At 57.5% G+C, this 18,795-nt stretch carries 16 protein-coding genes, 1 tRNA gene and 1 pseudogene; 6 read left to right on the top strand and 12 right to left on the bottom strand.

Annotation, left to right across the window (positions count from 1 at the left end):
* The first annotated feature begins 10 nt into the window (after positions 1-10).
* The gene (locus B7E11_RS29670) at positions 11-394 is read left to right on the top strand and encodes a hypothetical protein (protein WP_176220810.1); all 384 of its coding nucleotides are present in this window, start codon (positions 11-13) and stop codon (positions 392-394) included.
* 124 nt (positions 395-518) lie between these two features.
* On the opposite strand, the gene B7E11_RS29665 is transcribed toward B7E11_RS29670, so the two are convergent.
* The 5 genes from B7E11_RS29665 to B7E11_RS18700 form a co-directional block, all read right to left on the bottom strand.
* A complete protein-coding gene (locus tag B7E11_RS29665; RefSeq protein WP_176220809.1) occupies positions 519-668 on the bottom strand; it encodes a hypothetical protein in 150 nt (49 codons plus the stop codon).
* Positions 669-849: 181 nt separating this feature from the next.
* Positions 850-936, bottom strand: a tRNA-Leu gene (locus B7E11_RS18715).
* A 435-nt stretch (positions 937-1,371) separates the two neighbouring features.
* Positions 1,372-2,523, bottom strand: coding sequence for an ABC transporter permease (locus B7E11_RS18710; protein WP_080837360.1), 1,152 nt, complete (start codon positions 2,521-2,523; stop codon positions 1,372-1,374).
* The gene (locus B7E11_RS18705; protein WP_080837357.1) at positions 2,520-3,710 is read right to left on the bottom strand and encodes an ABC transporter permease; all 1,191 of its coding nucleotides are present in this window, start codon (positions 3,708-3,710) and stop codon (positions 2,520-2,522) included. Before B7E11_RS18705 ends, B7E11_RS18710 begins: the two co-directional genes overlap by 4 nt.
* An 11-nt stretch (positions 3,711-3,721) precedes the next feature.
* The gene (locus tag B7E11_RS18700) at positions 3,722-4,660 is read right to left on the bottom strand and encodes an ABC transporter ATP-binding protein (protein ID WP_080837353.1); all 939 of its coding nucleotides are present in this window, start codon (positions 4,658-4,660) and stop codon (positions 3,722-3,724) included.
* A 180-nt stretch (positions 4,661-4,840) separates the two neighbouring features.
* Here B7E11_RS18700 and B7E11_RS18695 point away from each other — a divergent pair, with 180 nt between their 5' ends.
* Entirely contained in the window at positions 4,841-5,977 is a 1,137-nt protein-coding gene (locus tag B7E11_RS18695; protein ID WP_080837351.1) for a sensor histidine kinase, read from the top strand.
* Positions 5,978-6,001: 24 nt separating this feature from the next.
* A complete protein-coding gene (locus B7E11_RS18690) occupies positions 6,002-6,664 on the top strand; it encodes a response regulator transcription factor (protein ID WP_080837348.1) in 663 nt (220 codons plus the stop codon).
* A 40-nt stretch (positions 6,665-6,704) separates the two neighbouring features.
* Here B7E11_RS18690 and B7E11_RS18685 read toward each other — a convergent pair whose 3' ends face one another.
* Positions 6,705-7,034, bottom strand: a complete 330-nt coding sequence (locus B7E11_RS18685) for a winged helix-turn-helix transcriptional regulator (protein WP_080840884.1) — start codon at positions 7,032-7,034, stop codon at positions 6,705-6,707.
* A gap of 156 nt (positions 7,035-7,190) precedes the next feature.
* Here B7E11_RS18685 and pdaA point away from each other — a divergent pair, with 156 nt between their 5' ends.
* The gene (gene pdaA / locus B7E11_RS18680; RefSeq protein ID WP_080837345.1) at positions 7,191-7,994 is read left to right on the top strand and encodes a delta-lactam-biosynthetic de-N-acetylase; all 804 of its coding nucleotides are present in this window, start codon (positions 7,191-7,193) and stop codon (positions 7,992-7,994) included.
* A 289-nt stretch (positions 7,995-8,283) separates the two neighbouring features.
* Here pdaA and B7E11_RS18675 read toward each other — a convergent pair whose 3' ends face one another.
* Genes B7E11_RS18675 through B7E11_RS29660 form a run of 5 tightly spaced genes read right to left on the bottom strand, consistent with a single transcriptional unit; the run spans position 8,284 to position 13,077 of the window.
* Positions 8,284-9,840 (bottom strand): sulfatase family protein, encoded by a 1,557-nt coding sequence (locus B7E11_RS18675; protein WP_080837343.1) that lies wholly within the window; start codon positions 9,838-9,840, stop codon positions 8,284-8,286.
* A 24-nt stretch (positions 9,841-9,864) separates the two neighbouring features.
* The gene (locus B7E11_RS18670; protein WP_245809760.1) at positions 9,865-10,686 is read right to left on the bottom strand and encodes a carbohydrate ABC transporter permease; all 822 of its coding nucleotides are present in this window, start codon (positions 10,684-10,686) and stop codon (positions 9,865-9,867) included.
* 15 nt (positions 10,687-10,701) lie between these two features.
* A complete protein-coding gene (locus B7E11_RS18665) occupies positions 10,702-11,601 on the bottom strand; it encodes a carbohydrate ABC transporter permease (protein WP_080837341.1) in 900 nt (299 codons plus the stop codon).
* Positions 11,598-12,932: an ABC transporter substrate-binding protein gene (locus B7E11_RS18660; protein WP_176220808.1), complete on the bottom strand. Its 1,335-nt coding sequence runs from the start codon at positions 12,930-12,932 to the stop codon at positions 11,598-11,600. The genes B7E11_RS18665 and B7E11_RS18660 overlap by 4 nt, the downstream gene beginning before the upstream one ends.
* A gap of 4 nt (positions 12,933-12,936) precedes the next feature.
* Positions 12,937-13,077 carry a hypothetical protein gene (locus tag B7E11_RS29660; RefSeq protein ID WP_176220807.1) on the bottom strand — a complete coding sequence of 47 codons (141 nt, stop codon included), beginning with the start codon at positions 13,075-13,077 and terminating at the stop codon, positions 12,937-12,939.
* Positions 13,078-13,251: 174 nt separating this feature from the next.
* Between B7E11_RS29660 and B7E11_RS18655 the strand changes: the two genes are divergently transcribed.
* Entirely contained in the window at positions 13,252-14,037 is a 786-nt protein-coding gene (locus tag B7E11_RS18655; RefSeq protein ID WP_080837327.1) for a helix-turn-helix transcriptional regulator, read from the top strand.
* Between the two features lie 158 nt (positions 14,038-14,195).
* Here the strand turns inward: B7E11_RS18655 and cls are convergent, their stop codons facing one another.
* Positions 14,196-15,608 carry a cardiolipin synthase gene (gene cls / locus B7E11_RS18650; protein WP_176220806.1) on the bottom strand — a complete coding sequence of 471 codons (1,413 nt, stop codon included), beginning with the start codon at positions 15,606-15,608 and terminating at the stop codon, positions 14,196-14,198.
* A gap of 116 nt (positions 15,609-15,724) precedes the next feature.
* Between cls and B7E11_RS18645 the strand changes: the two are divergent.
* A pseudogene (locus B7E11_RS18645) lies at positions 15,725-18,686 on the top strand (BadF/BadG/BcrA/BcrD ATPase family protein).
* Positions 18,687-18,795: the final 109 nt, after the last annotated feature.

Genomic DNA, 18,795 nt, shown 5'->3' with positions numbered 1-18,795 from the left:
AGAATTTGACATGGCCAAATCTACATCCGAAACGGAGGCAGAGACGGATTATCCGCATTGGCATCCAACAATAACATTTCTTCTTCCTGCTCCATGGCTTCGTAATTCCCTGACTGGCTTATCTCGTCGAGGTTACCTCCAGAAATCGACCGTTCTTATGAAACGAAATATTTCGAATCTCATCTTCGGACGCAAGACCGCTAATCAATTCGCACTCGGTTACAACGGAAAAATAAATTTTCTGCTTGTCGACGGCGGCTTGCTTGATCAATTTCACAGGGACGGTTCACCATCGATCAAACCGACAGCAATGTTCGTATCCATTAAATACCCTTGCCCCGCCATCAGTGCCAATCCTCGCGCATTCGTCCGACCTCATCCTTTAATTCTTTGATCCGCTCAGAGGACAAGGCGCCTGCAGACTGAAGCAGATCATCTACACGATAATCGTCGAATTCATCCATTTCTACGGTATCGTGATTGAAATCAATGATCACTCTTGGATGTGTGAGGTTGGTTTAAGCAGTTTTTTTTGCAATTCCTTCGCTGTATCGGAATCCATTTTGTGTGGGAGCATAGGAAGGCACCTCGCTCTTATTTTTAGGATCATTATAACGAACTTCGGCCTGCAAACTTTCGTAGTCGGCAGAAACCAGATTCCATTTCAATTGCATTGCCTTCCCCGTTCGTTCCCGTTTACGAGCTATTTCTGAATCTCCTTTTTCAGGTTTAAGCCTCTGCCGGGTCTTGCTTGCTGCGAATTTTGTTTCACCGTATGGATATATCCTCACGATATCATGTAAAAGGTAAAAATAAAAACCCTTCCGAAGAAGAGTTTGATTGTAAGCATGGTGCGGTCGAGAGGACTCGAACCTCCACGTCATTGCTGACACAGGAACCTGAATCCTGCGCGTCTGCCAATTCCGCCACGACCGCATATAAAATTGTTGCTTGACTCTCGTTTCCCGGAGAGTTATGGTCGACACATCAGCCGCGCCTATGTCGGCCGCGCTAAAGATTTCTTTAGCGTGGTGCGCAAAACTTTTGAGGGAATTTCCGTGATTGGTGCGCCTTTCGCGTGTTTGGCGCAGTGGCCTTTTCGCGAAAGCCCAATCCGTGTGCGGCCTAAGAGCCGATGTACGCGTTAAATTGTTGCCGCGCCAAAACCTGAATCTAGCGCGTCTGCCAATTCCGCCACGACCGCAAGCAACATGATTGATTATAGCGGCATCGGGCGAAAATGTAAAGCGCAAGTTAAATTTGGCTAGTTTCATCGCAACTTCCGAAGGGGCAAAGGGGCGAGAAGGTACCCCCTCCCCCGGTCTTGCGCCGATTCGGCTTACTCCTCCGCCGCCTGCGCCAGCATGCTTTTTACGCCTCGCTCTTATGCGGCTGCAGAGCCGTCGAGCCGAATCCGAACAAAACGGCGGCGAAGACGACCAGTATGCCCGCATGCAGCGCGATTTCGGAAAAACCGAAGCCGGCCGAGCTTTTTTCGATCGCGTCGATCGCCCAGTATTGGGGCACGAAATAAGCGAGCTTTTGCATCCACTCCGGCATCATGGAAACCGGCCAGAAGCAGCCGCCGATCATGCAGGTCGGAACGAGGAGCAGCGAGTTCAGCAGTCCCCCCGACCGGCTGTTGCGGATGACGCCCGCGGCCGCCGTAGCCATGCCGACGCAAGCCAGCAGGAACAGCTCCACGATCAGAAATTGGACGGCGAACGGCAGTCCGAAATCATAGCCGACGACATAACGGGCGAACAGCAGGACGAGCACGACTTGGACGCTTCCCGCGAGAAAGCTGCCGAGGAAATTGCCGAACGTAATTTCCCATGAACGGACGGGAGCCGTGTACGCCCGGGCCATCGTTCGCAGCCTTCGGTCTTCCATCATAAGGTTCACCGTCGACGAAATGTTGATCATGAGAAACACCAGCAGCAGGCCCGTCGCAAAACGGGCGCCGTTATTCGGAACAAGGCCGAGATCGGTCGCGAAAAACGAGATTCGGTTTTTCTCCGCCTGCCGGAGAACCGATTCCAGCGCGGCGTTCCGGTCGTCTCCCGCAACGCCCGAAGCCGCAACCGTCCTCGCCAGATCCGCATACCGTCCGATGGCGGTTTCCGCCTGCAGCCGGATCGCGGCGGAAGCTTCGCTGACGCTCAACTGGAACAGCTCCGCTTCCGGCCGTTCGCCGTTCAGGAGCCGCTCGGTGAAGTCGGCCGGAATCCGGATGCCGGCCGTCGCTTCCCGATCGGCGACGCTTTGCTTCAGCGCGTCGACGGACGCCTCCTCCGACAGCCGGTAGGAGGCGTTTCCCGCGAATTCGCGAACGAGGTATTCGCCCGCGAACCCCCGGTCGCCGTTCGCGTAAGCGATCGTATAGACGTCGCTCCCGCCGCCTCCGACGACCGCAATGAGGACGGTCACGGCCGCGACCGGAAAAACGAGATGAATCAGCAGCCCTTTTTTCCCGTTCAGCATTCGTTTCAACAAGTTCCAAGCCAAATATACGCTGTTCATGAAGGATACCCTGCCTTTCGGTAGACGACGATCGCTCCGGCCATAAACGCGGCGGCGATGACGCCCAGGATCGCGACGGGCTGCCCGTCCGTCCGGCCCAGCATCGAATCGAGAAAGCTTTGGAAGCCCCAATGGCTGACGGTAAATTCCCCGATCCGCCGCAGCAAGCCTTCGGGAAGCCGGATGAATCCCCCGCTGAAAAAGGTCATGAGATTGATGACGATTTGAAAAATAACCAGCATCGGCCCCGAACCTTTCGCAAGCGAAAGGACGATGACCGCGAGACCGAACGAGAACAAGATGATGCACAGGCAAGCCGCCGCGATCGCCGCATACGACGTGCCCCAATCCACGCCCAGCACGAACCGGGTAAACGCGACGATAAATGCCGCCTGCAGGACGGCAAGCAGAAAGCTCCCTCCAAGCTTGCCCGCCAGGATGCGCCAGGCAGGCAGCGGCATCGAATGCAGGCGCGCCAGCGTGTTCCGTTCCTTTTCGAGGGCGAGGTTGATCCCGGTCGTCATGCCGGAATAGAGCAAAAACATGACGAGCATCGCGGCGGCGTAATATTGCATGGCCGAAAAATCGCTGCCCGCCGCAAGCTGCCCGACCTTCACCGCCCCGCCGAACGCGCCGCCCGAAGCCTCCGGGCTGTCCGGGCCCGTTCCCGCCGACGCCTGCGCGGGCAGGCCCTGCGGAGAGCCGGCTCCGAGCGCCAACGCGGCCGCCTGCCCGTCGTTCAGCCGCTCCAGAAGGCTGCCGAACATGGCCGTCGCGGCCAGATTTTTGCGGCTGTCCGCGCCGGAAATCAATTCCCACTGCGCCGCTTCGCCCGCTAGCAGCGCCTCGCCGAAGCCGGCGGGCACGACGACCGCGAAATCCGCCGTCCCCTCCCTCACGCGGCCGACCGCTTCTTCCCGGGTTGCCGCCTTCGTCAGCTCCAGCCGGCTTTCGAGCGCCGGCGACCGGAACGCGTCGTCCAGCAGGCCGCTCGTCTCGCCGCCGTCCTGCCTGACGATCGCCACCTCGACCCGTTCCAGCGTTTCGTCCCGAACCGTAAAGTCCGAATCGAGCGCCGTGCCGAGAATCGCGATCAGCAGCAGCGGCAGAAGAAGCTGCACGATCGCAAAAGCCGGCTGCCTGGCGACCCGGCGGATTTCAAACCCGACAATCGTCCAAAATGTCATGTTCCCGCCCCCTAGTCCCGCAAGCTGCGCCCCGTCAGAGCCAGGAAAAGCGTTTCGAGATCGGGCCCCGACTGCGTCAATGTCCGGATTCGGACCTGATGCTTGGACAAAATAAACAAAATATCCTGCAAATACGTTTGCGATGACGCCAAATAGACGTCCAGCGAATCGTCCCTTTTCGCGACCCGGACGACGCGGGGGTGCTGCCCGAGCTCCTCCACCGCCGCCTCCGGAATGTCCGGGGCCGCGATCGCGAGCTTCTCTTCCCCGGATACCTTGGCCCGAAGCTCCTCCTGCGTGCCGCAGGCGATGAGCCGCCCTTCGTCCATGATGCCGACCCGCGTCGAGATCGCCGCGACTTCTTCCATGTAATGGCTCGTGTAAATGACGGACGAGCCCATTTCGTTCAGCTTTCGCACCGAATCGAGAATATGGTTGCGCGATTGCGGATCGATGCCGACGGTCGGCTCGTCCATGATGATCAGCTTGGGCCGATGCGCGATGGCGCAAGCGATGTTCAAGCGGCGTTTCATTCCGCCGGAGAACGACTTCGGCTTGTCTTTTTTGCGGTCCTGCAGCCCGACGAACGCAAGCGCCTCCTCCGCCCGCTCTTTTAGAAGGGTTCCTTTCAACCCGTATAACCGGGCGAAAAAAACGACATTGTCCCAGGCCGACATATCTTCGTAAATCGCGAGGTCCTGGGGCACGAGCCCGATTCTTCGCTTGGCTTCCAGCGGCTGCTCCCGCACGGAGAAGCCCGCCAGGCGGATCGTGCCGCGATCGGGCTTCAGCAGCCCGGCCAGCATGTTGATCGTCGTGCTTTTCCCCGCCCCGTTCGGTCCGAGCAAGCCGAAAATCTCGCCCTCCCGGATGTCCAGATTCAAATGATCGACCGAAACCTTGCTCCCGTACTTTTTGACGACGCTGTCCAGTTCCACAAGACGCTGCACTCTTTTCCACTCCCCGTTTGCGTTTCATTGGCTTCATTATAGACCGGGCGCCGGCGCAGCGCAGGTGAAATGCGTCACCGGCTTCGCATGACTTAAGTCACGTTATGGTTTTTCTTGCCTTCGTCCTTCGGGCGGCATATGCTATACTTTTGAAAAACGGTCACGATCGACGAGGAAAAAATGGAACGCATGCAGCTTTATCTTCGCAGCCTGCACGTATTCGCGCCCGCCGTCTGCTCCCTGTATTTGGAGCCTTACGATTCGTACGGCTTGTTCACGCTTTTCGTTCTGCTTCAGCTTGGCATCGCCAACCTCGTATCGCGGGCTCCGGAACGCTGGACGCCCGCATTGGTGCTGCTGGAAATCGGGTACGGGGCCTGGATGAACGCCGCCTTCGGCGGAATGATGTATTTGGCGCTGCTGGCGCCGCTGCTCGTCTACGCGACCCGCGCGGCGTTCCCGTTCGCCTGGCCGCTCGCGCTGCTTCATGCCGCGCTCATGAACGCGGGCTTATGGGATCGTCCGGCGTCCGCCATCGCGACGGCCAATCTCGTGTTCGTTTTCGCCGGGCTCCTCCTGCTGCAAGTAAGGCGGGCGAAACGGAGCCAAACGGACGTCGAGGAGCTTTACGACGAACTGCGCCTTAAGCATGCGGAGCTGAACGAAGCGCGGAACCAGATGGTCGAATACGCCAAAAAAATCGAGGAAATTTCGCAGCTCGCCGAGCGGAACCGCATCTCCCGCGACATCCACGACGAGCTCGGCCACAAGCTGATTCGGCTGAAAATGATGTCGGACGCGGTCGTCCGCATTTTGCCGGATCGGCCCGGGCAGGGGCTGCAAATGGCGGTGTCGGTGCGGGACCAGCTCGCCGAAAGCATGGAGCTGCTGCGCAGCACGGTCCTCAAGCTGAAGCCGGAAGAGGGAGCGATGCGCTCGTATTCGCTGACCCGGCTGATCGAAGACATCGGCGAAGAACAAGGGACGAACGTGAGCTTTGCGATCGAAGGGATGCCTTACGCCCTGTATCCGAGCCTGGACTACATCTTGTACCGCAACGCCAAGGAAGCGGTATCGAACGCCATTCGGCACGGCGGGGCCACGGCTTTCGACATTACGCTCGCCTACGAGCCGAAGCGCGTCGTGCTGACCGTCGCGAACAACGGCGCCGTGCCGGACGAAGACCGCCCGTGGGGACTCGGGCTGACCGGCATGAAAGAACGCGCCGAGCTCGTGGGCGGCGAGCTTGCGGTCCGCCGGTCGCCCGGATTTGCGGTGACGACGGCGCTGCCGACCTACCGGACGTCGGCCCAATAACGAGAACGGAAAGAAGGAGTTCGTTTGATTCGCTTGCTCATCGCGGATGACGATCCGTTCATTCGCGAAAGTTTGAAGCTGATTTTGAATCTGGACCCGGAGCTTGAAGTCGCGGATACGTGCACGGACGGAGAGCAAGCGTGGAAAGCCGCAAGGCGGCTGGAAGGGATCGACGTCGTGCTGATGGACATTCGCATGCCGGGCTGCGACGGCGTGGAAGGAACGCGGCGCATCAAGCGGGATTGCCCCCGCGTTCGCGTGCTTATCCTGACGACGTTCGACGACGACGAGTACATCATCGAGGCGCTGCGCGCCGGGGCGAGCGGCTATTTGCTCAAAAATCTTCCCCCCGAGCGCATCGCCCAGGGCATCCGCACCGTCAGCGAAGGCAATTTGCTTATCCACCCGGATATCGCCGAAAAGCTCGCCTCGCTGATCGGGCCCGCGCCGAAGGCGCCTTCCGCGGCGGCGGGACCCGATCCGTTGCAAGTGCGCGGCCTGACCGAAGGCGAACGGGCCGTCGTCGCCAAAATCGCGGAAGGCCTCTCCAACAAAGAAATCGCCCGGGAACTGTTCCTGAGCGAAGGCACGGTCAAAAATATGGTCACGAGCATCCTGGGTAAGCTGGGCCTGCGCGATCGGACGCAAATTGCGATCTTTTATTGGAAAAACCGGCCGGCGGACTGAATCCGCCGGCGGGGGCGCCGTTTTCGCCGCCGCCCCGCGATCACGAGCGTTCGTCCGCCAGCTCGATCCATCGGGTCGCCCAATCCGCCACGTTCTCGAACAGAGGCGACAGCGCCCGTCCTTTATCCGTTAACGAATACTCGATCCGAACCGGGATCTCGGGGTAAACGTCCCGGCGAATGAGTCCTTCCGTCTCCAATTCCTTCAGCCGCTCCGAAAGCACCTTGCCGCTCAAGTTCGGCAGCAGGTTTTCGATTTCGCTGAAACGGCGAGGTCCGGGCATCAGCCGAAAAACGATAAGCGCCGTCCATCGCTTGCTCAGCATTTCCATGGCTTTCTCGAAACGTGGACACATTTCCGAGTTTTCCATCGCGATCATCCTTTCTTCCCTATATTATAAGGCTCCGCAAAATTTTAAACAACATAACGAAATACCACCCGGTTACGAATGGTAATAAGGAGATCTTGGGATAAAATAGCCATAATTGCGAAGCCTAGTCGAGACTACTTACATGGAGTGAATGCGATGAACAAAGCGTTGCGGCCCGTCGTGCTGCTGATCGCCGTCGTGTCCCTTTTGACGGCGGCCGTTTGGATGGAGGTTGCCCCGGTTTCCGCTCGCGGACAACAGCCGTTTAACTTCGGCTTCAAAAAAAGCCGAAACGGCAGTCTCCCCTCGATCGCCCAGGAAGGCTTTATCGACATCCTGAAGCGGCATGAGGCCGTCTTTCTGGGGAACACGAAAGAAAAAGAGCTTTACTTGACCTTCGACAACGGCTACGAGAACGGCTATACGGGCCGAATTCTCGATGTGCTGAAGGAAAAGCAGGTGCCTGCCGCTTTTTTCGTAACGGGGCATTTTGTCCGCGACCAGCCGGAATTGATCAAGCGAATGGCGGCGGAAGGCCATTTGATCGGCAACCATTCGTGGAGCCATCCGGATATGACCCGCTTGTCCGCCGAACAGATTCGCGCCGAATTGGACAAAGTCCGGCAGGAAGTGGCGAATTTGACGGGACGGCAGGAGATGAACTTCATGCGCCCGCCGAGAGGCGTCTTCAGCGAACCGATGCTCGCCGCTTGCCGGCAGCTCGGCTATACGAACGTCTTCTGGTCGGTCGCCTACAAGGATTGGGACGTCAATTCGCAGCGAGGCGGGAGTTACGCCTATGAAAGCGTCATGAGCCAGCTGCACCCGGGCGCCGTCATTTTGCTGCATTCCGTTTCCAGCGACAACGCGAAAGCTTTGGGCGACATCATCGACGCCGCCAAGCGGCAGGGGTACGCGTTCAAAAGCCTGGACCGGCTCGGCGAAAAAAGCTACGTTTGACGGTTCTCGCGGTTTCGGACGCCGAAGTCTGCGTTCATCCCCTACCTGGCGAAGCGGGCGCGATTGGGGTGGCGATGGAGACGGATCGAAGCCAAAAAACTCTACCGTGCCGAAGCCCAAAATGAGCGTGGCCGGAGAGTTCTGGGCGATTAGTCTGGTCTCCATCGTTATACTACGAAATTGGAAGTAAACGAATGGCTTTAACCGAGAATCCGACGCTTCGAGCGCCTTCAAACCAACGGCTTGTGCCTTCTTCCAGAATCCATCATTCAACTTATATAGACGGCACCTACCGCCGTCTTGCAAACATCTTCGACCTGATCTTCTTGGCGAATTCGAGATTGGCCGCTTGAATCTCTTCGGGGAACTCTTCGGGGTGTCTACGCTTCAGTTCCGCCGCATGGCGGCCGCGCCCGGTCTCCTCCAAGCGTTGAATGTAACCCCGCAAATAGCCTTTGGCATGCGCCGGTCCCCCTTCTTTGAGAACCGTCCATAACGGATCGGCATCGTCTCCGCTCCTCAGCATCATGTCGTCGTGCCACTCAGTCAAGCGGTAGACCGCTTCTCGGCATATATCCCGATGCTTAGCGGCAACATTGTGCTGTTCGTACGGGTCCTCGCGCAAGTTGTACAGCATCTCCCTGTCGAACAGGTGAAAGCCGTCATGATAGGTGCGAATATACAGCCAATCCCCGAAGCGGACGCTTCGTTGCGCGACGTGCGCGCATTGCGACAAGACCAGATATTCCCGCCCGGTATCGGCCCCTTCCGTCAGCGTCCTCGCATAACTCGCCCCATCCCATTCCGGCATCGGCTGGGCGCCGAGCAGTTCGGCCAAGGTAGGCGCCAAGTCCAAATGATAATGAAGCCCCTTATCCACCTCCCCGCGCCTGATGCCCGGACCGCGAACGATCATAGGCAAGCGGCAGGTTCCCTGATTTGCGGTGGAGTGCTCGCCGTAAATGCCGAGATGCCCCATATTTTCCCCGTGGTCGGCGGTAATGACGATCAGCAGTTCGTCCAACACTCCCTGCTCCTCCAGACTTGCCAACAACAGCCCGATATGCTCGTCCATATACCGGATGCCTGTATCGTAGCCGTCGATCATCGTTCGCATGTCGTCCATATTTTTAATTTCGCCGGGATTCCGGGGATAGCCGGGCTCGGTTTTGTTATTGTACGTCATCTCGACATGATCGATATTCAGCTCGTGCACGCTGTGAGGCCCTACCTTCTGCAAATGCCGCTCCAGCACCTCTTCGCTCAGCCATTCGGGAAGCGGCTCGTTCTCGAACGGGTTGCCGAAACCTCTCGGCGTCCGGTAAGGCGTATGCGGGTCCCAGAAATTGATATAGAGAAGCCAATTCTCCTGCGAAGCGGCATTGCGGCGAATCCAATCGAGCGCGACGGGAGCGACCCGGTCCGCGGACTCCATTCCGAAACCGCCCGTATCGTAAATCTCATTGAATCCGGCATAGAAGGCGAACGCGGAATGTCGGTAGGCGAACGGGCTGATTAGAACGGTTCTAAGCCCGCCGATGTGCTGTAGGTAAGAAGGCAAAGAGCCCCCGCGGGAGAGCCGGGTCGCAAATTCGCGGCCTGGGCCTTCCAGCTTCATATCGCCCGCCGTACCGCCGTGTCCGACGAGCCCGTTGCGAATGCCGAACTGTCCGCTCATGAGCGCTGTGCGGGAAGGCGCGCACGGGGCGTCGGACGTGTAGTAATTGGTAAAACGAACGCCTTCCCCGGCAATCCGGTCGATGTTCGGAGACGTTTGGCGGTGATAGCCGTAACAGCCCAAATGTTCGGGATTTGTCGAATCCAGATCGAGAATGAGAATCTTCAACTTGGTCGCACTCCTTTTCTCAAATCAGCCTTTGACCGCACCGGCCAGCCCGTTGACGAAGAGACGCTGCAAACTTAAGAACACAATAATGACGGGTACCAGCGTGATGACGCCTCCGGCAGCGATGCCGGACCAATCGACGACATTCTCGCCTTTGAGCGCATACAAGCCGACCGCCACCGTCCGCAGCTCCGGATTGCCGAGCGTCAGCACGAGCGGCATGAGGAACGAGTTCCAGCACCAGATGAACTGCATGACGACAACGCTGCCGACGACCGGCTTGGCGATCGGCAGCATGACAGTCCAGAACGTTCGGAGAAACCCGCATCCGTCGACAACGGCGGCTTCCCCGAGCTCCTTGGGCACCTGCCGGAAAAATCCGGCAAACAGGAGGACGAAGAGAATATTGCCGCCCCCCGCTTCCGCCAAGATGACGCCGAGGAGCGAGTTCAATAGCCCCATGTCTTTGATCAATTGAAAAATCGGGATGATTGCCGACTCGATCGGCACGAACACGCTTGCCGTCAGCACGCTGACGACAGTGGCTTTCCCTCTGAACGAATAGCGGCCGATCGCGTAGCCGCTGACGGCGGAGATCAGCAGCACAAGGAGAATGACGGACGCCGTAATGACGATGGAGTTGACGAAATAAAGCTCGAATCGGCCCGCCTGCCAGGCGCGTTCATAACTGGAGAAATCCAGCCGGGACGGCCACAAGCGGAAGTTGTTGCGGAAAAACTCCGACTCCGTTTTGAACGAGGCGGACAGCATCCAGAGCAGCGGATACAGCCAGACGAACGACAGGCCGATCAGGCCGAGCTGGAGCAGCAAACGAAGAGCTTTCACGACGCATCTTCCTCTCTATTTGGCGCGCCTTAAACGGCCTGCAAAAACATGCTGAACGAGTGCGATCAAAATAATCGCGAATCCAAAAAAGATTCCCGCGGCGGAAGAGTAGCCGAGGCGCGGCAACCCCATCTCGCTGGAAAAGGCATACCGGTATATATACGTAGACACGACATCCGTCTTGTAGAAGGGCCCTCCGCCCGTCATTGTCTGAATCAGATCGAATGCCCGAAGCGCCGCCGCAATGTCCAGCAGCGCGATGACGGCCCCGATCGGCGCGATATGCGGCAGCGTAATATAGCCAAACACTGTCGGACGATTGGCCCCGTCGATGCGGGCGGCTTCCTGCAGTTCTTTGGGTACGAGCTGCAAGGCGGTCAGCCAATAAATCATGTTCATCCCCATATGCTTCCAAACGTACACGACTATGGTAGTCAGCATCGCCCAACGGGCATCCGCCAGCCAATTGACAGGCCGGTTCAACAAATGAAGCTTCAGCAGCAAGCCGTTCAGGGGGCCGTTCGCGCCTAAAATAAACACCATAATAATGCCGATAATGGACGCGGTGGTGACAACCGGAATGAAGAAAATTGTCCGATAGAAGAGCACCCCCTTCAGCCTCGTGTTGTTCAGCAGGAGCGCCAGCAGCAAAGATCCGGCAAGCAGCAGGGGAACCGACCCGGCGGCGAAAACGAAGCTGTTCTTGAACGCGTTCCAAAAATAAGCGTCGCGGGCCAGCTCGAAGAAGTTGGCCAGCCCGACAAACGTCCGCTCGTTGCTTATGCCCGACCAGTCCAACGTGGCGTAATAGAAGCTTGCGACGATGGGCCAGCCTTGAAACAACGCATAGAACAGCAAGTTCGGGGCGAGAAAGATCCAGCACCAGACCGTTATTTTGCGGGCATTGGCCTTCATTGCGCCTTATAATCCTCCAGCGGCTTCCAGTCCGGGAAGACGAAGTCGTCCGCCGATACGTCGGCCCCCTTGCTTTTGGCAGCGTCAATCGCCGCCTGCCACGCCCCGGCAATCCGCTCGGACAATTCCGTCAGCGCCTGCTTCGGATTATCGACCGAACCCAATACGACCGCGGACAGCAATTCCCCCGCATTCGGATGCACGTCCTTGTACTCGGCGAATACGTTGGCCGTCTCCGGATTGCGCACGAGCGGATTCGGAACGATGCGGCCGTACTCCTTCGCCAGTTCGTAATACTGCTTCAACTGCGGCGCCTTCAAATGGTTCTCATTTACCCCTTTCACAACGGAGAAGCCGACTCCGTCCTCGACGTACTTCTCTTGATAAAACCCGCCTGTGTACAGTTCCTTCAGGTACAAGGCCGCCGCCTCGGGATGCTTCGATTGAGCGGAGATGCCGATCCACGGCTGACCGGTCGATAACGGCAGCGAGCCTTGGCGGCTCGATTCCGACAACGGCGGCGCCATGACGCCGTATTCGAGGTCGGGATTTTGCGCATTCCACACCCCGACGTTCCAGGCCCCCTGAATGATGAATCCGGCCTGGCCTTGCGCGAACAACGCCCGGGCTTCCGGCGCGGAGATGGTCGCCGTCTGGGGATGGAAGCTGCCGTCCTGCGCCAAGCCTTGAAACAGCTCGAACAAACGAACGACCGGTTCGCTGTCGTAGCTGGTCTTGCCGGTAACGAGACTGACGGGCGAATTGGCGTTCAATCCGCTGCCTCCCAGAGAAGACCACTCTTGAACGGTGGCGAGCCATCTTCCCGCTTGCTTTCCGCCTTCCACGATGCCGTAGTATTCGCCCTTTCCCGCTTCGGTGATTTTCTTGGCCGCCTCCCGAAAAGCCGAATAGGTGGCCGGGGGACGGTCGGGATCGAGACCGGCTTCTCGGAACAATTTCTTGTTGTAAAACACCAGGGTGCTGGATATCGACTGCCCCTCGGGAAGGGAATATATCTTGCCGCCGATCATCGTCGTCCCTTCCAGGAACGTTCCGTCGATGAACGCGTTTTTGAAATTGTCGTCAATATAAGGGTCCAGAGGCTGAAACCAGCCCTGCGCGACGGCGGTCGACAATTTCATCGTGGAAGGAACGGGGAACAAATCGGGCGCCTCGCCGGCTTTAATCGCGGTCAGCGCAGTATTGTTGAACTGATCGATCGTCAATTGGGTATATTCGATTTGAATATTCGGATGCGCGGCCTCGAATCGCTTGTGGAATTCCTCGCGAATTTTCTTCGAGCTGTCGCTCCAATCCATGACCCGAAGCACGATTTTATCCGAGCCGCCGGCAAGGGTCCGCCGCCTTGTCCTCCCCATTGCCGGCTTGTTCGCTCACCGGCGAGCATGCGCTCAGCAGCAGCAACAGCAACAGAACGGCCGCACCCGGAAGCAAAGAATTCGATTTGATCGTCATTTGCGCAGCACTTCCTTTTCATAAATTCTTACTATTTTACTTTGAATAGTTGTATATTATAAAGGAGCCGACGGATTGTAAATGTACGGATCAACGATCGCGTGTATAAAACACCAGTAAAAAACCGCGGTTTAACCATGGATTGTCAAATTACTTGGGAGGAGCGGAGGGTGGATGTTCCATATTCGCAGTGTACATTTCGACGATTTTATTCCGGGGTGGCGAAGCTACGAGATGCGGTTGCCGTACCATGTATTGGCTTTCGTAACGCAGGGGCAAGTTCTCTATAAATTGAACGGGCGGCATTACCGGCTGGAGCAGGGAGACATCCTTTTTATACCGAAGGGGACGTTGCGGGCTGCCGAAAACGACGAGAACGGCCCGCACCGGAAATTCACCGTTCTGTTCGAAGACGAGACGGCCGATCGCGTCTATATCCCCATCCTGGATAGGCAAGTTGCGCATCACCTTCGCCTCCGGAATTCCGACTACTTGGCAGGACGATTCATGCTGCTATATTACGGGCATAAGGGAGAATGGCCCATAGACCGGATGCTCTTCTTGAATTTGCTTCAAGAAGTGCTGCTGCTCGTCAGCAAGGAAGCGGAGCTTCAAACGATCTCCCCGGCCAAGCTGACGCAAGCCCAAAAAATACGGAACTATCTTCTCGAGAACTACCGCAAATCCATTCAAATAGACGAGCTTGCCGAGTTGATCGGCCGCTCGCCCAATTACACTTCCGCCTTATTCAAAGAAGCGACGGGTCAAACGCCCATCCAATTCGTGCTTCATCTGCGGATTGCGGAAGCTCGCCGGCTGCTGCTCCATTCCGATATGACGGTGGCGGAAATCTCGCATTATCTGGGGTTCTACGATCCCGCCTATTTCTATCGGACGTTTAAAAGGGCGGCGTCCGTCACCCCCTCCGAGTTTCGGGCGAGACACGGGAACGAGAGGTAACAATTTCGCATGTAATGAAAAAAAATGGAGATTCGTTGGGCCGGCTTGGCAACCGGCAGCCGCCGCACATATGCAGGTTTTGCCATCGCGGGCGGACCTGCAGTTAATGATCCGTCGGTTCCGGTTGCCGCGGATAAGCTCCGGCGAACTGTCAGCGATTAAAACAGCGGAGAAATCAGCCGAGCCCACACCTCATACGCGCGCTGCTTCCAATTCCGCCCTTCGAATTCGGCCGGGCTTATGGCCTCGCAATCCTCCAAATCCCGAAAAAAATCCCGCGCCAGGCAACCGACGACATTTCCGTCCCAAAACAACGCGTCGATTTCGAACTGTCCCCAGAAGCTCCGCATGTCCAGGTTCGCGCTGCCCGAGAAGGCCACGTCGTCCGAGATGATGACTTTCGAGTGGATAAAACCTTTTCGATAGCGGTAAAAGCGAATGCCGGACGGCTGCATCTCCCTTACGTAAGACATCGTTCCCGTATACACCAGTTTTTTGTCGGGCTTGCCCGGAAGCACGACGGCGACATCGACGCTTTTGGCGGCGGCCGTCTTGAGCGCCAACATCACCGCCGGATCGGGAATGAAATAGGGCGACTCGATATAAAGCCGCTTCTTTGCCGAAACGATAAAGGAAAAAATCAGCTCGTGAAGCCTTTTCGTCGGATCGCTTCGAATGATCTGCACGAATTCTTTGCCTATGCCGGGCTGATCGGGAAAATAGCCTTCCTCTTCGGGAAACCGCCCCATGACCCGAAGCCAATCCGCCAAAAACGTATATTGCAGCCAAAGCACCGCATCGCCGGCGATGGCGAAATGGGTATCCCGCCAGTAGCCGTATCGCCGGCTTCGTCCGAGATATTCTTCCCCGATGTTCAAACCTCCGAAAAATCCGATTTTCCCGTCCACGACGACGATTTTGCGATGATTGCGGTAATTGAGCCGCCTGCCGAGCAATGCGGAGCGGATGGGAAAAAAGCACCCCGTCTCCACGCCGCCCGCCCGAAGCCGCTTCAGGAACGACTTGTCCAGATGCCGGCTGCCCACGCCGTCGTAGATCAAACGCACCTTCACCCCTTCCCGGGCTTTCCGGACGAGCATCTGTTCGAACCGGTTTCCGAGCCGGTCGCTGCGGACGATGTAAAACAGAATATGAATGTGATGCCGCGCGGACGCGATCGCATCCAGCATCGCTTCGAAAGCCTGATCCCCTTTGCTGAATACCGTCGTTTCATTGCAGGCCGTTACGGGAAAACCGGTCATGCCGCGAAACAGCTTCGCTTGCCGCTGCCATTCGCTTTCGTTTCCCGAATGGGCGCCCGTCCGCTCCAGGCTCCGCTTCATGATGTCTTCCCGGATTCGTTCCAGCCTTTCGAACCCGCTGCCGGCGGCCGATCGGAAACCGGCATATTCTTTTGCGATCAGAAAATAAGCCAGCAAGCCGACGACCGGGACCAGAAACGAAAGCGCAAGCCAGGTCAAGGCTTTATAAGGCCGACGATATTCCGCGACGATGATAAAGGCAAGCTGGACGATAAACAGCGACAACAGCAGCACAACGATCCAGAGCAACAGTTCCGACGGACCTCCTTGGCCGATTCGATTTTCCTTTCGCTTAGTATGTATAGGGGAATTCCCTGATACGCAGGATTTGGGCGGAAGGATTTTGCAAGAAGGAGATTTTTCGAATGAACCAAAACCTTGAACATCGATCGCCGCTCGTCATCGGCATCGATGTCGGTTCGACACCGGTCAAAGCGACTGCGGTCGATCCTGCAACGAACCGGATTTTATGGTCGGACTATCAGCGTCATCACACGAAACAGGCCGAAAAAGTGCTGGAGCTTCTTGTCGCGATCGGCCAAGCGTTCCCGAATCCCAGGCAAGAGGATATTCGCGTATTCATGACCGGCTCCGGCAGCGGACCGATCGCCCCTCACGTCGGCGCCAAGTTCGTGCAGGAAGTGAACGCCGTCACGATGGCCGTCGAGCATCTTCACCCCGATGTCGGCAGCGTCATCGAGCTCGGCGGACAAGACGCGAAAATCATCATTTTTAAAGCGAACGAGGAAACCGGAGACAAGCAGGCGATCACGTCGATGAACGACAAATGCGCTTCCGGCACCGGCGCGACCATCGACAAATGCATCATTAAAGTCGGGATGCCGACGCATGAAGTCGGCAAGCTTCATTTCGGCGGCTCGAAGCTTCATCATGTCGCCGCCAAATGCGGCGTCTTGCCGAAACGGATATTGTCAATTTGGTCAAGAGCGGCATCCCTTCGGCGGAAATCATGTGCTCCCTGGCCGACGCGATCGTCATGCAGAACCTTTCCGTCCTGACTCGCGGGAACACGTTGCGCCACCGGGTGCTGCTGCTCGGCGGCCCCAACACTTACCTGCCGTTCTTGCAGGAATGCTGGCGGCTGCGAATCCCGCAAACGTGGCACGATCGCGGCTACGAGTATCCGCAAGACGTCCCTCTCGAGAGTTAATATTCGTTCCCCCGAATTCCCAATATTATGCCGCCTACGGCGCCGTCATGTACGGGCTTCACGAACCGGCCGACGTCGGCCGCTACGAAGGACTCGAGCGGCTCCGGGATTTTATTGCGCACGGCCGCAAAGCGAAGCTGGGGGAAAATGCCGGCCCCCCGCTTGTCGCGAGCGAATCGGAAATGGAACAATTCCGCCGTGCCTACTGCATCCCCCGATTTGCGCCCGCGACATTCGCTCCGGGCCAGAAAGTGCGGGCGGCGATCGGGCTGGACGGCGGCTCCACCTCTTCCAAAGCGGTGCTCGTCGACGAGGACGGCTCCATTCTGCTCAAGGAGTATCAACTGTCCAAAGGCAATCCCCTCGAAGACACCAAGGAGATGCTGAAACGGATTCGCGACAAGGTGAAGGAGCAAGGGGCCGAACTTGAAATCATCGGCTTCGGAGCGACGGGTTACGCGGCGGACGTGCTGGAAAAAACGCTGAAAGCCGACGTCAACATCGTGGAGACCGTCGCGCACATGATGAGCGCCGTTCATCAGTTCGGAGACGTCGACGTCAACTGCGATATCGGCGGGCAGGACATCAAGGTCCTGTTCATGAAAAACGGCGACTTCCGCAATTTTAGACTGTCCAACCAATGCTCGGCCGGCAACGGCATGCTGCTGCAGGCGATGGCGGACCAGTTCGGCATTCCGACCAGGAATATGCCGAAACGGCGTTCGCGGCCGAGCTAAGCCCGAAATACTCCTACGGCTGCGCCGTTTTTCTCGACGCGGACCGGGTGAATTTTCAGAAGGAAGGTTATTCCAAAGAGGAATTGCTCGCGGGGCTTGCTCTCGTCCTGCCGAAAAACGTCTGGCAATACGTCGTGCAAATCCCCCGGATGGCAGAGCTCGGGCGCGATCGGGGCGGCGATGGAGACGCTGCGCGTCGTCAAACGGCGCGGATATTCGACGTTTCTCGGCCTGGAGGCGGCCATCTATTTGAGCTACGTCTCCCGCAACGACGAATCGACCCGGTGCGGCTTTTGTCCGAACCATTGCAGCCGCACGTTTATCGATTCGAAGACCCCGGACGGACAGACCGCCCGGTACATCTCCGGTTTCAGCTGCGAAAAGGGAACCGTCGAGGACGAAAAGGCGGTCGTGGAGCTCAACAAGCGGCGGCAGGATCTTAAGAAGCACTACCCGAACCTGGTGGAATACGAAGCCCGCCGAATGTTTCAGCATATCTACGATCCGGATCCGATGCCCGGAAACGATCAGTTCGTCCGGGACACGCAGGTTCGCCGCGGTTTGCTCGGCTTGCGAAAAACGTCTTCCCTGCGTTCTTTCGAGCGTTCGCCGAAAGAAGCCGCCGAGCGGCGGGGCCGGATCCGCATCGGCATCCCGAAAGTGCTGAACATCTGGTCGACCGCTCCGTTTTGGCGGACGTATTTCGAGACGCTCGGCATCGATCCGAAAAACATCGTATTCAGCGACAATGCGATGACGGAGGACGAAAGCGACTTTGCCGCCGACCAGGGATGGAAGGCGCTGGATCTGTTCGATGCCGAAATGCAGGAGAAAGGCCGCCAAATCCTGGAGCAGGTCGAGCAGGAAAACCGCTTGGCCATCCTGCTGATCGGACGGCCCTACCATTCCGATCCGGGCCTGAACCACGGCGTGCTTGAGGAGTTTCAGGTGCTGGGCTATCCGGTGCTGTCCATGCGGTCGATTCCGAAGGACGAAGGCTGGCTGCAGCGGTTTTTCCGGGAGGATCTGCAGAGCGGGCGCGTCGAATATGAGCTGGAAGTCTCCGACGTATGGCCGGAAAATTTCAGCGCCAACAGCGTGCAAAAGGTATGGGCGGCCAAATTCGCCGCGCGGCATCCGAATGTGGCCGTTTTGGATCTGTCCAGCTTCAAATGCGGCCACGACGCCCCCACTTACGGGTTGATCGACTCGATCATCTCGGCGGCAGGCACGCCTTATTCGGCGCTTCACGATATCGACGCGAACAAGCCCTCCGGATCGATCAAAATCCGGGTCAAAATGTACGCGCACAGTTTGGGGCTTCACGAAGAACGGCTGCAGGATCTGGCCGACAGTAAAGCCGAGCTGCAGCGGCTGCTGGAACAAAAGCGCGACGAGCTGCTCAAGAAAACGATTTAAGGACCCAAAAGCATAACAGGAGGAATTGGGACAAATGGCATCGAAAGCATTGGAAACGATGGAAGAGGAGCTGCTCCAATTTCGGAAGACAAAGCAAGCACCACGATTC

Origin of the sequence: Cohnella massiliensis, from assembly GCF_900169535.1 — a bacterium.
Lineage (GTDB): Bacteria > Bacillota > Bacilli > Paenibacillales > Paenibacillaceae > Cohnella > Cohnella algarum.
This window is presented reverse-complemented; position numbering and strand designations above follow the sequence as displayed.

Bases quoted from the DNA above. Each gene is read 5' to 3' on its own strand.
- B7E11_RS29670 (WP_176220810.1), top strand. From the start codon at position 11: ATGGCCAAATCTACATCCGAAACGGAGGCAGAGACGGATTATCCGCAT.
- B7E11_RS18710 (WP_080837360.1), bottom strand. From the start codon at position 2,523: ATGAACAGCGTATATTTGGCTTGGAACTTGTTGAAACGAATGCTGAAC.
- B7E11_RS18705 (WP_080837357.1), bottom strand. From the start codon at position 3,710: ATGACATTTTGGACGATTGTCGGGTTTGAAATCCGCCGGGTCGCCAGG.
- B7E11_RS18695 (WP_080837351.1), top strand. From the start codon at position 4,841: ATGGAACGCATGCAGCTTTATCTTCGCAGCCTGCACGTATTCGCGCCC.
- B7E11_RS18685 (WP_080840884.1), bottom strand. From the start codon at position 7,034: ATGGAAAACTCGGAAATGTGTCCACGTTTCGAGAAAGCCATGGAAATG.
- pdaA (WP_080837345.1), top strand. From the start codon at position 7,191: ATGAACAAAGCGTTGCGGCCCGTCGTGCTGCTGATCGCCGTCGTGTCC.
- B7E11_RS18665 (WP_080837341.1), bottom strand. From the start codon at position 11,601: ATGAAGGCCAATGCCCGCAAAATAACGGTCTGGTGCTGGATCTTTCTC.
- B7E11_RS29660 (WP_176220807.1), bottom strand. From the start codon at position 13,077: ATGACGATCAAATCGAATTCTTTGCTTCCGGGTGCGGCCGTTCTGTTG.
- B7E11_RS18655 (WP_080837327.1), top strand. From the start codon at position 13,252: ATGTTCCATATTCGCAGTGTACATTTCGACGATTTTATTCCGGGGTGG.